Genomic DNA, 15,628 nt, shown 5'->3' on the forward strand with positions numbered 1-15,628 from the left:
GACCGTACTTGTCGTACCCCTCTGCGAGAATGAGGTATGTCCACCGCCGCAGCATCTTTGGAGCCCAAAGAGCGGGTGGCGGTGCTGTTCGACGAGATCGGTGAGTTGTGCGGGCAACGCAACGCCATCGACGGGCGGCTGGTCGAGATCGTCGCCGAACTCGAGCGCGACGACTTGGCCGGGATGACCGGCTGCCGCTCGATCGCGGCCCTGATCGCCTGGAAAACTGGGGCCACACCGCGTAACGCCGAAACCATGGCCGCCGTCGCGCACCGCCTCGACGAGTTCCCCCGCTGCGCCGATGGTTTACGCGAGGGCCGGCTGTCGTTGGATCAGGTCGGGGTGATCGCCGAACGCGCCGCCGACGGGTCTGATGCGCACTACGCCGAACTGGCGCTGTCGGCCACCGTCGAACAACTGCGCACCGCCATCAAACTGGCACCCCAACCAGACTCGCCACCCAAACCCGAACCCACACCGCACATCACCAAAACCGAACACGGCCAGCACTGCATCTACCGGATCACCCTGCCCCGGCTGGAAGCCGCCATACTCGACGCCGCGCTGCAGTCCCGCCACGACGCGCTGATCGCCGAGCATCCCGGTGACCAGACGCCGTTCCCCACCCGGGTCGATGCGTTCATGAGCTTGGTGCACGCCGGCTGGGACACCGACGTCGCCGCCCGCCCGCACGGGCAGCACAGCACCGTCATCGTGCACGTCGAGGTCGACCAACCCGCCGCCCTGCACCTGGGGCCAATCCTCACCGACGAGCAGCGCCGCGAACTGCTCTGCGATGCGACCTGCGAGGCCTGGTTTCAGCGTGACGGCCGACCCATCGGGGCCGGACGGTCCACCCGCACCATCAGCCGCCGGCTACGGAAAGCCTTGGAACACCGGGACCGGCACTGCGTCATCCCCGGCTGCGCATCCACCCGAGGCTTGCACGCGCATCACCTCGTCCACTGGGAGGACGGCGGCCCGACCGAGCTGGACAATCTCGTGCTGCTCTGCCCGCGGCATCACCGCCAGCATCACCGCGGGGAGATCACCATCACCGGCCCCGCCGATCGCCTCGTCGTCACCGACACCGACGGCGACCCCATCGACCGCGGGTCACTAGCCCGACCACCCAGCACCGCGCCACCTACCGTCGGCCCGTACAAGGGCCCGACCGGTGAACGCGCCCAATGGTGGTGGTACCACCCCTTCCAACCACCACCGACGAGCGCCAACTAGCCGCGGCCCGCGCGGATCATGTCTTCCCGGGGAACGACTTTGACCCGTTCCCGGCCCTGTGCCGCGCCGAGCGCCGTCTCGTGGGCGTCCAGGCGTTCCCATTCGGCCCAGGTGGTGTAGTCGACACCGTTGCCGGACAGGTGTTCCAGGATGGCGTCCGGATCGGTGACCTCCGGCGGGCGAAGTCCGGGCAGATCGGCCAACAGGCTGCTGATCGTTTCGGCTGCATCGGATTTGGTGTGTCCGATCAATCCGATGGGGCCGCGCTTGACCCAGCCGGTGACGTACGTCGCGTCCACCACCATCCAGTCGGCGTCGAGCACGCGCCCGGCGTCATTGGGCACCACACCGGCATGGTGATCGAATGGCAAATCGGCCAGATGCGATGACAGGTACCCGACGGCGCGGTACACGGCCTGCACCGGCCAATCGGTGAATTCCCCTGTCCCCCGGACGGTTCCGTCACCGATCAACTCAGTACGTTCGGTCCGCAGCCCCTCGACCCGGTCGGTGCCGAGCACCGCGACCGGCGACTGGCACAGGTGGAGGTGGATGCGGCGCGGCGCACCGGTGGGTTCCTTGTCCATGTAGCGCATCATGGTGTCGACGACGAGCTTGACCGATTTGGTGGAGTTGATGGCCTTCTGGCTGGCCTCGTCGATCTCGAAGCCCTCCGGATGCACGATCACGTCCACACTCGGCGAATGCGACAGCTCGCGGAACTCCATGGGCGAGAACTTGATCTGGGCCGGCCCGCGCCGGGCGAACACATGCACGTCGGTGGCCCGGTTCAGGGCGAGGCCTTGATACACGTTGCCGGCGATCTCGGTGGTCAGCTGTTCGTCGGCGGGCTTGGCCAGCATCCGGGCGATGTCCAGTGCGACATTGCCCGCGCCCAGGACAGCGACGCTTTCCGCCTCCAGCGGCCACGTGCGCGGAACGTCGGGATGGCCGTCGTACCACGACACGAAATCGGCTGCGCCGTAACTACCCGGCAAGTCGATACCGGGGATGTCGAGCGGGCGATCGGCCCGGGCGCCGGTGGAGAAGATCACCGCGTCGTAATGGCGGCGAAGATCGGCGAGCGTCAGGTCGGTGCCATAGTGCACGTTGCCGATGAATCGGATTTCGCTGCGGGACAGCACCCGGCGCAGCGCCTTGATGATCTCCTTGATCCGCGGATGGTCGGGCGCCACGCCATAGCGCACCAACCCGTACGGCGCCGGCAACCGGTCGAAGAGGTCGACCCGGGCACCGGGCAGCTCGCCGGTCAGGATGTCCGACGCATAGATTCCGGCCGGACCGGCCCCGACCACTGCCACACGGATGTCACGCACTCAGCACCTCACTCCAGTAAGTAAGGCGAGCCTAATTAGCCGCAGCGGCATCGCAAGACCTACCTCCGAGATGCGTGTCACACGACAACGCTCACCGCACGACCGTTGATGCCCAATCCCGCCGCCCGGGGGACAATGGTGGCCATGAGAATGCCCGTCGCGTTCTTCGGGCACGGCAGCCCGATGAACGCCCTGGAGAGCAATCGGTACACCACTGCCTGGCAGCAGTTCGGTGCATCGGTACCGCACCCGCGCGCCATCCTGGTGATCAGCGCGCACTGGTATATCAACGCCACGGCGGTCACCGCGATGCCGAAACCGCGGACCATCCACGACTTCTACGGTTTTCCGCGCGAACTGTACGAAATGGATTATCCTGCAGCGGGTTTGCCGGATCTGGCCGCGGAGATCGCCGATATCGTCGAGCCGACCTGGGTGGGTGCCGACGTGGACAGTTGGGGTATCGACCACGGCAGCTGGTCGGTGCTGGCGCACGCATTCCCCGAGGCGGACATCCCGGTCGTGCAGCTGTCCATCAATGCCGAGAAGCCGCTGGACTATCACCTCGAACTGGGCGCCCGCCTGGCTCCGCTGCGTGACCGGGGAGTACTCATCGCAGGTAGCGGCAACATCGTGCACAATCTGCGCGCCATGAATCCCACCAGCCCCGATACCGGATTCGACTGGGCCCAGCGGTTCGACGAGGCCGCACGCGACCTGCTCGTCACGGCTCCGGCAGACCTGGTGCGGCTGTCCGAACATCCCGACTATGCCGCGGCGGTCCCCACCCCGGATCACTTCATTCCAGGGCTGTACTTCGCAGGCCTGCTGGCCGCATCGGGCACTGCCGCTTCCCGGCTGGTCGACGGGTACACCTACGGCTCGCTGTCGATGTCGTCGTATACGGCGTGACGGGCGGCTACGGTGTGCGCGTGAACCGTCTCGCCCTGATGGCCGCCACACTGTTGACGCTCACCGGCCTGCTCGCGCCGTCTGCGCGCGCCGCGTGCACCGACGCCGGCTGTGACCTGCGGGACCGCATTGCCGCCGCGGACAGCTACCTGGCCGGGCGGCCCGGTGTCATCGGCTACGTCCTGCGGGACCGCTCTACCGGTCAGCGATATGCGAATCCGAATGCCGACTCGATGATCTGGACGGCGTCCACCATCAAACTCGCCATGGTCGTCGACCTGCTCACCAGGGAGCGCGCCGGCGCGCTGCGGCTGTCCGCGGCCGACCGGCAGCTGATGGCCGCCATGCTGCGCGATTCCGACAACGACGCCGCCGACACGCTGTGGTCGCGGTACGGCGGACCCGATCACCGGACGTTCAACGCCGACTTTCCGCGCTACGGCATGACCTCGCTGGCGCCCCAGCCGGGATTCGGAGACATCTTCCCGTACTGGGGTTTTCAGAAGGCCACCGCCAATGACCTGGACCGATTGATGAATTACATTCTGGGACAGATGAACTCCGCCGACGCGGCAGCGATCGCCGCCGAGATGCAGCGGGTCGCCCCTGATCAACAGTGGGGAGTGTGGGGTGCCGGGCCGGCAATGAACCCCGGCAACAAGAACGGCTGGTCCCAGGAACAGGGCGGTTGGGTGATCAACTCGGTCGGGTTCGCCGGGCCCGGTCAGCGATTCACGCTGGCCATCATGAACGCGCTCGGCGGCGAGGGCGGGTATGACGACGGGGTCGCGACGACCACCAGGCTGAGCCAGATTCTGCTGGGCTGAGGGCCGATCAGACGAGCCGGACCGCGCGGACGGCCGGCGCGTTCGACGCCGTCAGGAAATTGCGCATATCCGCCGGGTACCGCACCTGCAGTTCCACCGATTCGGCGAAACGGTAAGGCTGTGCCGCGATCACACCGACGAGTTGCTTTCGGATACGGGACATCTCGGCGCGCACGGTCACAACACGGGACCTGTCGCCATAGAGATCCTCGGCCAACTCCGGCGCCGAACGTCCCGATCGCCGGGTGGCCAGCACGTAGAGGATCTCGGCGTGCCGCGGCGAGATCTCCCGCCGCCACGACCCGAACTGCCCGGTCATCTCGAGCGTCGGGACACTACTGTCCCGCAGGTCCAGGACGGCCCGGGTGGTGGCCGGCGCCTGCTCTTCATCGTCCACCGGGCGCACCAGCCAGCCACCACTGAGCGGTTCCAGATCACAGGGCCCAAGCGCCGGAACCCACGCCCGGCCCGGTGCCACGTTCTGCGGTAGCAGGATTCGGTGATGTGGCGGCAGTGCGCCGACCGCGGCCACCCACCCTTCCGCATCCACGGCCAGCGCAGGCGCGGCAATGCGGGCCAGGATCGGCGCCGCGACCGCACGGAGCTGGTTCAACGTGCGGTCGTGCGCCTCCCGCAACTGCGATTCGGCCAGCCGTGCGACCAGGTCGACCAGCGCGATGGTGGTCGGGTGCACGGTGGACGCCGGCCCCGAGACGTCGACCGCCCCGATGACCTGCCCGGTGCGCGGGTCCCGGATCGGGGCGCCGGCGCACGTCCAGGAGTGGTGGCTGCGCAGGAAGTGTTCTGCGGAGAAGATCTGCACCGCGCGCCGGGAGACCAGCGCCGTACCGATGGCGTTGGTCCCGACGGCGGTCTCCCCCCAGTTGGCGCCCTCCGTGAAGCCGAGCCGGTCGGCGTGCATGAGCACGCGTGCAGCGCCCGAGCGCCACAGCACCCGGCCGCGCGCATCGGCGACCACCAGGATGTTGTTGCCGTCGGCCAGTACGGACTCCAGCCCGCGGGAGATGTCGTCGAGCACGGCCAGCAGCCCGGACGACTGCCGCAGCAGATCCAGCGCGCTGCGGTCGACATCCGGCGGGCAGTGGTGTTCGGGGTCGATCCCCTTCCCCAACAACCTGTTCCAGGACTCTTCGATCACCGGGCGCGGCTTGGCGGGGGCTCGCCCGCCGGCCATGGTCGCGTCGTAGACCTCGGACAACAACAGCGCGTAACTCCGCGGGTCATCGCCGACTGCGACCGCGGGTTCGGGGACCGACGAACCGGGCATTGACCCGATTGTGCTCCCCATCACAGTGCGTGTCACGCGCGGGGCTCAGCGATAGACCATGCCCCCGTCGATGAGGCCGGCCTGACCCGTCATGTAGTCCGCGCCGGGCCCGGCCAGGTAGGCGACGAAACCGGCGACATCCTCGGGCGTCTCCGGCCGGCCCAGCGCGATGGTGCCGGCGAACTTCTCGAACGTCTCCCCCACGGCTGCACCGGTGAGCTCGGCGAACCTCTTGTCGATCTCCACCCACATATCGGTGCCGACGACACCGGGGCAGTAGGCGTTGACCGTGATGCCGTCGGCGGCGTGCTCCTTGGCGGCGGCCTGGGTCAGTGCCCGCACCGCGAACTTGGTGGCGCTGTAGGGGCCCAGCATGGCGAATCCCTCGTGCCCGGCAATGGAGGAGGCATTGATCACCTTGCCCCGGCAACCGAGTTCCTTGAACTTCGCGACGGCGGCCTGGATGCCCCACAGCACGCCGTCGACATTGATCGACCACAACCGTGCCAGCTGCTGCGGGGTCACGTCGGCCAGTGGGCCCACCAGTGCGATGCCGGCGTTGTTCACCATCACGTCGAATCCGCCCAGCGCCGTCGCGGCATGCTCGACGGCGGCGAACACCGCATCGCGGTCAGCTACGTCGGCGACGAAAGTGGTTGTTTTCGAACCAATTTCGGTGATCTCGTCGGCGACGGCGGCAATGCCTTCCAGGTTGACGTCCACCAGGGCGATGTCGGCGCCCTGGCGGGCCAGCTCGAGGGCGATGCCCCGGCCGATACCGCGGCCGGCACCGGTGACGAGCGCGACCTTGTCCAGCAGCGGGGCTTCGATGCTTCGTGTCATGACGTTTCCTCTCATTTGGACGGGTCGACGAGGACCTTCATCTTGGCGCCGGCGTGCAGCGCCTCGAAGCCTTCGTCGACCACGTCGTCGATACCGATGGAGGTCACCCAGCCGGTGGCGTCGTAGGTGCCCTGTGCCATCAGGGCGATTACGGCCTCGAAGTCCGCGAACGTGTAGCACAGCGATCCCTGGATGCGGGATTCGTTCATGACCAGCCGCAACAGCGGTGTGGTCAAAGGCTTCTCGTAGATGGCGACGCTGACCATGGGGCGTCGAGCGCCCACGCAGGCCAGTGCCGTCTCCACCGCGGGCGCCACGCCGGCAGCGTCGTAGACGGCGTCGGCGCCGCGGCCGGACGTGTGTTCGGCGATGAAGGCCGGCACGTCCAGCGCGGTCGGGTCCAGGGTGCGCGCACCGAGTGCCTCGATGGCGGCCCGGCGGGTGGGTGCCGGCTCGACGACGTAGACGTCCTCGATGCCCTTGCCGCGCAGGGCAAACCACAGCCCGATACCGATGGGTCCGGCGCCGAACACCATGGCGGTGCCTTCGGGGTCCGGATCGCCCAGGGTGGCAGCGTGGTAGGCCACCGACATCGGTTCGACGAGCGCACCCAGTTCCATGGAGACGTTGTCGGGCAGCTTGTGCAGCATGTTGGTGGGCACCACCGTGTATTCGGCCATCCCGCCGTCGGACATCAGGCCGTGGAAGCCGATCTGCGCGCAGATGTTGTAGTGGCCGGCGCGACACGCGCTGCACTTCCCGCAGCGGTAGACGGGCTCGACCGCGACCCGGTCGCCTTCGGCCCACCCCGCTACGCCGGGGCCCAGGGCGGTGATGGTTCCGGCGAACTCGTGGCCCATGACCAACGGCAGCTGCTGACCGGTCAGCGGGTGCGGTGCGGTGGGGACGAAGATCGGTCCGGCGAAGTACTCGTGCAGGTCGGTGCCGCAGATGCCGTTGAATCCGACCTGGATTTGGACGGTGCCCGGCCCGGGCTCCGGTTTGGCCACCTCGGTGACGTCGAGCTTGTTCGGTCCGTAGTACACAGCTGCTTTCATGCCATCCGTTGTATGTGGCGTGCACCACAGCCGGAAAGAGTTGCAAGGGGTTGCACGGGCGTTGACCTGGGGCCGATGCGGATGGCGGGGTGCAACCCTCTGCAACCCTTGTGACGCTCGTCGCGCCGGTGTGTGCTGGCTCACATGACACAAACCATCGATGCACCAGCACCGTCGCACCCAGAGGAGCTCTCCCCGCAGCAGCGGGTCGACGCGTGGCTCACCGACTTCGAACACGCCCTGGCCACTCGCGATATCGACCGTGCTGTCGGCAAGTTCGCCCTGGACAGCTTCTGGCGCGACCTGGTGGCCTTCACCTGGAACCTGAAGACGCTGGAAGGCCGCGAGGCGATCGCCGCCATGCTGACGACACGTTTGGCCGGTTCCGAGCCGTCCGGTTTCCGGACCCGTGAGACGCCCACTCAGGACGGGGAGGTGACCACTGCGTTCATCGAGTTCGAGACCGCGGTGGGCCGCGGGATCGGGCATCTGCGGCTCAAGGGTGATCAAGCGTGGACCCTGCTGACCACGCTGCAGGAACTCAAGGGTCACGAGGAGGGCAAGGGCGCCACCCGGCCGCTCGGCGCCGTGCACGGATCGGACCCGGACACCCGGTCGTGGGCCGAGAAGCGGCAGGACGAGGAGCGCACCCTGGGCTACTCCGAGCAGCCGTATGTCCTGGTGGTCGGCGGTGGGCAGGGCGGCATCGCGCTCGGGGCGCGGCTGCGTCAACTCGGGGTGCCCGCCATCGTCGTCGACAAGCACGACCGTCCCGGCGATCAATGGCGCAAGCGGTACAAGTCGCTGTGCCTGCACGACCCGGTGTGGTACGACCACCTGCCGTACCTGCCGTTCCCGTCGAACTGGCCGGTGTTCGCACCCAAGGACAAGATCGGCGACTGGCTCGAGTTCTACACCAAGGTCATGGAGGTGCCGTACTGGTCGAAGACCACGTGCCGGTCCGCCACGTATGACGAGAACGAGAAGCGCTGGACCGTCGAAGTGGATCGCGACGGTGAGGCGGTGACCCTGCGGCCGGCGCATCTGGTGCTGGCGACCGGAATGTCCGGTAAGCCGAATGTGCCGTCGTTCCCCGGGCAGGATGAGTTCCTCGGTGACCAGCACCATTCCAGCCACCACCCCGGCCCCGACCAGTACGTCGGCAAACGGGCCGTGGTCATCGGCTCCAACAACTCCGCGCACGATATCTGTAAGGCGCTGTACGAGAACGGTGTCGACGTGACCATGGTGCAGCGGTCCTCGACCCACATCGTGAAGTCGGATTCGCTGATGGACCTGGGCCTGGGCGACCTCTACTCGGAGCGGGCGCTGGCCGCCGGCATGACCACCGAGAAGGCCGACCTGACCTTCGCCTCACTGCCGTACCGCATCATGCACGAGTTCCAGATCCCGATCTACGACGCGATCCGCGAGCGGGACAAGGACTTCTACGCCCGGCTGGAGGCCGCCGGTTTCGACCTGGATTGGGGCGATGACGGGTCCGGCTTGTTCATGAAGTACCTGCGCCGCGGGTCGGGCTACTACATCGACGTCGGCGCGTGCGATCTGGTCGCCGACGGCAGCATCAAGCTGGCGCACGGCGACGTGTCCCACCTGACCGCGAATTCCGTTGTGCTGTCCGACGGCACCGAGCTGCCGGCCGACGTGGTGGTCTATGCCACCGGGTTCGGTTCGATGAACGGCTGGGCCGCCGACCTGATCGGTCAGGACGTCGCCGACAAGGTCGGCAAGGTCTGGGGCCTCGGCTCGGACACCACCAAGGATCCCGGTCCGTGGGAGGGCGAACAGCGCAACATGTGGAAGCCCACCCAGCAGGAGAACCTGTGGTTCCACGGCGGGAATCTCCATCAGTCCCGGCATTATTCGCTGTACCTGGCGCTGCAGCTCAAGGCCCGGCACGCCGGGCTGCCCACCCCGGTGTACGGGCTGCAGGAGGTACACCACCTGAGTTAGCAGCCCCCGTCAACGGTGCGGCTGGGCCTGCCCTGGTCGTCGACAAGGACGTCGATGGCCCCGGCCCGGGACAGGCCCACCCGTACCGTCCGGGGACCGATCCACTGAATAATGTTCAGCGCCATGACATCCGAGTTGACACAGCCCAGATCGCTCTCCCGGGAGAGCAGGCCACGGCGGGTGTGCAGGCGCAATTCCCAGGTGAGGTCGGGCGCCAAGCCGGCCGTGCTCTGATACACCACCACTTCCACCCCACCGTCGGGGGCTCGATACGTCCCCGCGGCATGCATGGGGCTGGCGTACGCCGCGGCGAACCAGCCGATGAACCCTATCGTCGCGCCGCAGCACAGACACACGGCCACACCAGCCCACTTCACCGCTGCACGGCCCAGCCCCAGCCAGCAGGCCAGCGCCAGCAGTAGGAAACCCGGAACACCGAACCACACCGGATGATAGATCCACGGCCGCAGCAGGTAGTACGGGTAGAGCAGAAATCCGCCCACCGCCAGGATGCACAGCACGGCACCGATCAGGGTCAGGATCGCCACGGTGGTGGCGCTCGATCGTTTGCGACGAGCCACCCGGTCAACCTAGTCCATGCACGAGCGTCACGGATTGATGGTGCGTTCCCCCACTTGGCGGCCCCAGACGTACTCGGCGGCCAGCGGCTGGCCGAGCTCGAAGTGGTTGTACGGGGCGATGCTGGCACCGGTGTCCATCACCAGATACGGCGCCGGCCACAGATCCCGGGTAATCGGCTGCCAGCAGCCCGGCCTGCCCTCCGGCCCACCCCGGGCGTTGACCCTCGGCAGGTTGTCGGGATACACGTAACCGTTTCCAGCACCGACCAATTCGTCGGCGAGCACCAGCGAGTAGCCGTTGCCGCCCAGCATGTCGGCAAAACGCGGCGCGACGTCGTGGAAATTGCGCAGCGTGCACAGCAATGCCGGGCTGTAGTAATCCAGCAACTTGGTGGTCGGCAACAAATCCTGGGCACCGCGCACCAGATACGGCCCACCCCGCTCGAACACATCCCCGGCGTTGTTACCGAACCCCACCGCCGACATCAGCGCCGCATCGATGGTCCCCCGCTCGGCATTGAGCGTGCGCGCCGTCACCACCGCACTCTTGAGCCCGTCGAACAGGTCTGGCGCCGCATCCGCATACACCGTCGACAGATCCGCCAAACCCTGCGTGTCCCGGCGGATCTGCGGCATCCGCGCATTGAGCTCACCCAAGATGTCGTTGCCGTTGAACAACGACTGCCCGAACTTGTCGCCCAACCCGTCCAAGGCCTGCGCCGCCGCGGTCAACGTCTGATTCAGCTTCACCGGATCCACCTGCTGGGCGATCCCCATGATCGTCTCGAACAACGTGTTGAACTCGGTGGTGGTGCTGGTGGCATCGATCACCGCACCCGGTTTGAGCGCCTCCGGTGACGGATCGGCCGGTGAGACGAACGAGATGTACTTGTTGCCGAACACCGTCGTCGCGCGGACCTGTGCGTCCACATTCGCCGGAATCATGCTCAGATACTGCGGCTGTACATTGAGCGTCAGTTTCGCCCGAGGGCCCGTGCCGTCGGTGACCGCGTCGGCGGATTTCAGCCGCCCGATCGGCACCCCGTTGAATGTCACCTTCGAGCCGGGATCCATCGACAACCCGGCCCGCTCAGCCATCACCACCACGGTCGATTTCTCGTCGAAGTACCCGCGGAACTGCGCCCAGGTCAGCCCGAAGACGAGGACCACGACGGTCAGCAGTACGGCGCCGGCGATCCGGTACGGCGGTTCCTTGGCGTCGTTGAACGGACCTTCGTCCTCTTCAACATCGCCGGAGAGGTCGGAACCCCCGGTATCGGATACCTCTGTCACCGGAGAATTCCACCACGCCACAAGGTTTTTCACCCATGCCGCAGCCTGTGATCCTCACCCCGCGAGCCGGCAACTGTGATGCCGGCGACACGCTTGAGGTTTAGTGCCAGTCCCAGACGGACATGTCGCCTGGTGGGTAGTTCTGGCAGATGTCGGTGGTGTGGGCGGCCACACCTTTGTTGTTGAAGAACAGTTTGGCCCAGTTGGGCCAGCGCCAGGACATTTGTTCGTAGAAGGCGTTGGTGGCGGTGTCTTCGGAGTATTGGCGCCGTCCGGCGTAGTCCAGGGAGAAGAACCAGTGGATGCGGTCTTGGGCGCCTTGTTGGTCGGCGGCGGGTTTGTTGTTGTAGTCGATCATGTAGCGCTCGTAGTAGACGGGTTCGACGTCGCGGGCGGCGGCCATGATCTGTTCGGCGGTGCAGGGAGTTTTGAGGATGCGGTTGGGGATGGGGTAGTCGTCGGTGGCATCGGCTGAGGCGATGCCGGAGGCGGTGAGGGTGCCGGCCAGGGCTGCGGCGGCGACACCGAATCGGATGGTCTTGTGCATCATGGGCGTTCCTTCCTAGTGCTGGGCGGCCGCGACCTGGTCGAGGATGACGCGTTTGTCGGGGCAGTAGTAGTTCAGGGCGGCGCCCAGGAACTGCCAGTTCTGTTCGGTGGTGTTGTGGCGGTCGAGGTTGTCGCCGACGAATTTGGCTGAGGCGTAGGCGTCGTGGTCGACGTTGTTGGCCAGGCGTTTGCAGACCAGTTTGCCGATCCAGGCGTTGTAGTCCTTTTGGCCGTAGATGCCGTAGGTGTGCAATTCGTGGGCGAAGTTGGTGTCCGGATCCCGGTCATAGGCCGGATCGGCCTGGGCGGGTGCAGCCAGTCCCACGGCGGCACCGACGATCAGGGTCGTGACGGCGAACTTCATGACAGGGCCTCCTCGGGTGACTTCTGAATGGGTGCCGGCCAATTCGACGGGACCGGGCGCTGACGCACACGCTGCGGCCACCAGAACCACTTACCCAGCAGCGCCGCGATCGCCGGGGTCATGAACGACCGGATGATCAACGTGTCGAACAACAACCCCAGACCGATCGTCGTGCCGACCTGCCCGATCACCGTCAGCTCACTGACCGCCATGGAGATCATGGTGAAGGCGAACACCAGGCCCGCGGAGGTGACCACCGAACCGGTGCCGCCCATGGAGCGGATGATGCCGGTGTTCAGCCCGGCATGGATCTCCTCCTTGAACCGGGACACCAACAGCAGGTTGTAGTCGGCGCCGACGGCCAGCAGGATGATCACCGACATCGCCAGCACCATCCAGTGCAGCGGTGTGTTGAGCAGGTGCTGCCACAACAACACCGAGATACCGAACGACGCTCCGAGCGACAGCAGCACGGTGCCGACGATGACGGCCGCGGCCACGATGGCTCGGGTGATGATCAGCATGATGATGAAGATCAGGCACAGCGAGGCGATACCGGCGATGATGAGGTCGTAGTTCGCCCCCTCCTGCATGTCCTTGAAGGTCGCGGCGGTGCCGGCCAGGTAAATTCTGGAGCCCTCCAGCGGGGTGCCCTTGATCGCCTCCTTGGCGGCCTGCTTGATCGCCTCGATATGCGAGATGCCTTCGGGGCTCATCGGATCGCCGTCATGGCTGATGATGAAGCGCACCGACTTCCCGTCGGGCGACACGAAACTCTTCATGCCCCGCTTGAATTCGGGATTGTCGAACGTCTCCGGCGGCAGATAGAACGAATCGTCGTTCTTGGCCGCGTCGAAGGCTTCGCCCATCGCCGACGAGTTGTCCTGCATCGCCGACATCTGATCCTGTATGCCCTTCTGGGTCTGATACATGGTCAGCATGTAGGTCTTCATGTTCTTCATCGTCGCGATCATCGACGGCATCAACGCCACCATCTGCGGCATCAACGTGTCCAGGCGCTCCATATCCGGCATCAACTGCTGGATATCGTCGGTCATGGTGTCGATCCCGTCGAGGGTGTCGAAGATCGACCGGATCGCCCAGCACGACGGGATGTCGTAGCAGTGCGGTTCCCAGTACAGGTAGTTGCGGATGGGCCGGAAGAAATCGTCGAAATCGGCGATGTGGTCCCGCAATTCGGCCACATCGAGGGTCATGTTCTTCATCTTGGTGACCATCGAATGCGTGGTGGCCGCCATCTGCTCGGTGATGCTGGCCATCTTGGTCATGTTGTCGATGGTGGTCTGCATATCGTCGGCCTGCTTGAGCATGGTGGCCATCATGTCCTGCTGGTACTTCTCGTTCATCTTCTGAGTAGTGCCCTGCATGCTGATCTGGAACGGGATCGAGGTGTGCTCGATCGGGGTGCCCTGCGGCCGGGTGATGGCCTGCACCCGCCCGATACCCGGGGTGCGGAACACCGCCTTGGCGATCTTGTCGATTACCAGGAAGTCCGCGGAATTGCGCAGATCGTGATCGCTTTCGATCATCAACAGCTCGGGGTTCATCCGGGCCTGGTTGAAATGCCGGTCCGCCGCCGCGTACCCCTCGGCCGCGGGAAGGTTGTCCGGTAGGTAATTACGGTCGTTGTAGTTGGTCTTGTATCCGGGCAGCGCCACCAAACCGACCAGACACAAAGCGATGGTGGCGACCAGGATCGGTCCCGGCCACCGCACCACGACGGCACCGATCTTGCGCCAGCCGCGGATACGCGCACTGCGCTTGGGCTCCAACGTCTTTCCGAAGCGGGTGGCCACCGAGATGATCGCCGGGCCCAGGGTCAGGGCGCAGAACACCAGCGTCACCATGCCCACCGCCAACGGGATGCCCAGGGACTGGAAGTACGGCAGCTTGGTGAAGTGCAGGCAGAACGTCGCACCGGCGATGGTCATCCCCGACCCGAGGATGACGTGCGCGGTGCCGTGATACATGTCGTAATAGGCCGCCTCGCGGTCCATCCCCCTGGTGCGGGCCTCCTGGTAGCGCCCGATCAGGAAGATCGCATAGTCCGTCGCGGCCGCGATCGCCAGCGTCACAAGCAGGTTGGTCGCGAACGTCGATAGCCCGATGATGTCGTAGTACCCGAGGAACGCCACCGCGCCTCGGGTGGCGGCCAGGCCCAGCACCACCATCACCAGGGTGAGCAGAACCGACACCACGGATCGGTAGATCAGCAGCATCATCACGATGATCACGGCGAACGTCAGCGCCTCGATCACCCGCAGGCTCCGGTCGCTGGCGATCTGCTGGTCTGCCGTCATCGCCGCCGGACCGGTGACGAACACCTTCAACCCGGGCGGCGGGGTCATGCTGTCGACGGTCGCCTTGACGGCGTCGATCGACTCGTTGGCCAGCGACTCACCCTGGTTACCGGCGGTGTACACCTGGACGTAGGTGGCCTTGCCGTCAGCACTCTGGGCGCCGGCCGCCGTCAGCGGATCGCCCCACATGTCCTGGATGTGCTCGACGTGTTTGGTGTCGGCTTCCAGCTTCTTGATCATCTCGTCGTAGAACTTGTGCTCGGCATCCCCGAGCTGATGATCGGACTCGAGCACCACCATCGCCGAGCTGTTCGACTTGAACTCGTCGAAGTTCTGCCCGACGCGCTTCATCGAGATGACCGATGGCGCCGTCTCCGGGCTCATCGACACCGCCTTCATCTGCCCGACCTCTTCGAGCTGCGGGACGATGACGTTGAGCAGTGCGACCAGCGCTATCCAGCCGATGATGATCGGAACGGCAAGCGTGCGAACCCATTTCGCGATGCCACGGCGATCATTCGCGGTGGCGTGCGGGGTGGCCTTGAAGGGATCGGTAGGCGGATCGGCGTGCATATCGTTTCGGGGTGCACTCATGCTGATTTCACCAAGCAGTAGGTGTGGGCGCCGACACCGTCGACGGTACGTTGGTCTTTCACTTCGTCGTCGACGGTGATGCGGCAGGACAGCGTGGAACCGTCGCCCTGCCCGGAGATGGTGGGGAACACCGACGGGGCGGTGGTGCTCAGCGTCAACGTCCACGGCAGCGGGGCATTGTCGGCCCGCTGCGGTTTGGCGTCGAGGTCCATGTAGTTGATGTTGGCAGTCGCCCCCGGCTCGCCCCAGATCTCGTATTTGACGACCTTCGGGTCGAACGGCTCGCTCTCGTCGGAGGCGCTGTTCTCGGTCGACACGTAGCCGGGGCCGGTACCGAAGAACGTGCGCACCCGCATCACCGTGAACGACGCGACGGCGACCACCACCACAATGACGAGCGGTATCCAGACCCGCTTCAACACGTTCATCGCCCCGACTCCGTCCGATC

General features: G+C 65.9%; 14 protein-coding genes. 4 read left to right on the top strand and 10 right to left on the bottom strand.

The window, feature by feature from the left end; genetic code table 11:
- The first annotated feature begins 36 nt into the window (after positions 1–36).
- On the top strand, positions 37–1,239 hold the full coding sequence (locus SBI67_RS13450) for an HNH endonuclease signature motif containing protein (RefSeq protein ID WP_318981024.1): 1,203 nt from the start codon (positions 37–39) through the stop codon (positions 1,237–1,239).
- Here the strand turns inward: SBI67_RS13450 and SBI67_RS13455 are convergent.
- Positions 1,236–2,576 (bottom strand): FAD-dependent oxidoreductase, encoded by a 1,341-nt coding sequence (locus tag SBI67_RS13455; RefSeq protein ID WP_318981025.1) that lies wholly within the window; start codon positions 2,574–2,576, stop codon positions 1,236–1,238. The genes SBI67_RS13450 and SBI67_RS13455 overlap by 4 nt on opposite strands.
- 150 nt (positions 2,577–2,726) lie before the next feature.
- Here SBI67_RS13455 and ygiD point away from each other — a divergent pair, with 150 nt between their 5' ends.
- Positions 2,727–3,488: a 4,5-DOPA-extradiol-dioxygenase gene (gene ygiD / locus SBI67_RS13460; RefSeq protein ID WP_318981332.1), complete on the top strand. Its 762-nt coding sequence runs from the start codon at positions 2,727–2,729 to the stop codon at positions 3,486–3,488.
- 38 nt (positions 3,489–3,526) lie between these two features.
- Positions 3,527–4,315 (top strand): serine hydrolase, encoded by a 789-nt coding sequence (locus tag SBI67_RS13465; protein WP_318981333.1) that lies wholly within the window; start codon positions 3,527–3,529, stop codon positions 4,313–4,315.
- 7 nt (positions 4,316–4,322) lie between these two features.
- Here the strand turns inward: SBI67_RS13465 and SBI67_RS13470 are convergent, their stop codons facing one another.
- The 3 genes from SBI67_RS13470 to SBI67_RS13480 are packed head-to-tail and all read right to left on the bottom strand — an operon-like array spanning position 4,323 to position 7,504.
- Positions 4,323–5,603, bottom strand: coding sequence for a GAF domain-containing protein (locus SBI67_RS13470; protein WP_318981026.1), 1,281 nt, complete (start codon positions 5,601–5,603; stop codon positions 4,323–4,325).
- Between the two features lie 45 nt (positions 5,604–5,648).
- Positions 5,649–6,446 (bottom strand): acetoin reductase, encoded by a 798-nt coding sequence (locus SBI67_RS13475; RefSeq protein WP_318981027.1) that lies wholly within the window; start codon positions 6,444–6,446, stop codon positions 5,649–5,651.
- 11 nt (positions 6,447–6,457) lie between these two features.
- On the bottom strand, positions 6,458–7,504 hold the full coding sequence (locus tag SBI67_RS13480; protein ID WP_318981028.1) for a 2,3-butanediol dehydrogenase: 1,047 nt from the start codon (positions 7,502–7,504) through the stop codon (positions 6,458–6,460).
- 144 nt (positions 7,505–7,648) lie between these two features.
- Between SBI67_RS13480 and SBI67_RS13485 the strand changes: the two genes are divergently transcribed.
- A complete protein-coding gene (locus tag SBI67_RS13485) occupies positions 7,649–9,478 on the top strand; it encodes an NAD(P)-binding domain-containing protein (protein ID WP_318981029.1) in 1,830 nt (609 codons plus the stop codon).
- On the opposite strand, the gene SBI67_RS13490 is transcribed toward SBI67_RS13485, so the two are convergent.
- The 6 genes from SBI67_RS13490 to SBI67_RS13515 form a co-directional block, all read right to left on the bottom strand.
- Positions 9,475–10,059, bottom strand: a complete 585-nt coding sequence (locus tag SBI67_RS13490) for a hypothetical protein (RefSeq protein WP_318981030.1) — start codon at positions 10,057–10,059, stop codon at positions 9,475–9,477. The two genes, SBI67_RS13485 and SBI67_RS13490, sit on opposite strands and share 4 nt — an antisense overlap.
- Positions 10,060–10,086: 27 nt before the next feature.
- Complete coding sequence (locus tag SBI67_RS13495) at positions 10,087–11,256, bottom strand: MCE family protein (protein WP_318981334.1); 1,170 nt, start codon at positions 11,254–11,256, stop codon at positions 10,087–10,089.
- Between the two features lie 196 nt (positions 11,257–11,452).
- Entirely contained in the window at positions 11,453–11,899 is a 447-nt protein-coding gene (locus SBI67_RS13500) for a DUF5078 domain-containing protein (RefSeq protein WP_318981335.1), read from the bottom strand.
- Positions 11,900–11,914: 15 nt separating this feature from the next.
- Positions 11,915–12,265, bottom strand: a complete 351-nt coding sequence (locus SBI67_RS13505) for a DUF732 domain-containing protein (RefSeq protein WP_318980011.1) — start codon at positions 12,263–12,265, stop codon at positions 11,915–11,917.
- Positions 12,262–15,180 carry an MMPL/RND family transporter gene (locus SBI67_RS13510; protein WP_318981031.1) on the bottom strand — a complete coding sequence of 973 codons (2,919 nt, stop codon included), beginning with the start codon at positions 15,178–15,180 and terminating at the stop codon, positions 12,262–12,264. The genes SBI67_RS13505 and SBI67_RS13510 overlap by 4 nt, the downstream gene beginning before the upstream one ends.
- Positions 15,177–15,608 (bottom strand): MmpS family transport accessory protein, encoded by a 432-nt coding sequence (locus tag SBI67_RS13515; RefSeq protein ID WP_266047346.1) that lies wholly within the window; start codon positions 15,606–15,608, stop codon positions 15,177–15,179. The genes SBI67_RS13510 and SBI67_RS13515 overlap by 4 nt, the downstream gene beginning before the upstream one ends.
- Between the last annotated feature and the right edge of the window lie 20 nt (positions 15,609–15,628).

The sequence above is a fragment of the Mycolicibacterium chengduense genome, from assembly GCF_033741155.1.
GTDB lineage: Bacteria > Actinomycetota > Actinomycetes > Mycobacteriales > Mycobacteriaceae > Mycobacterium.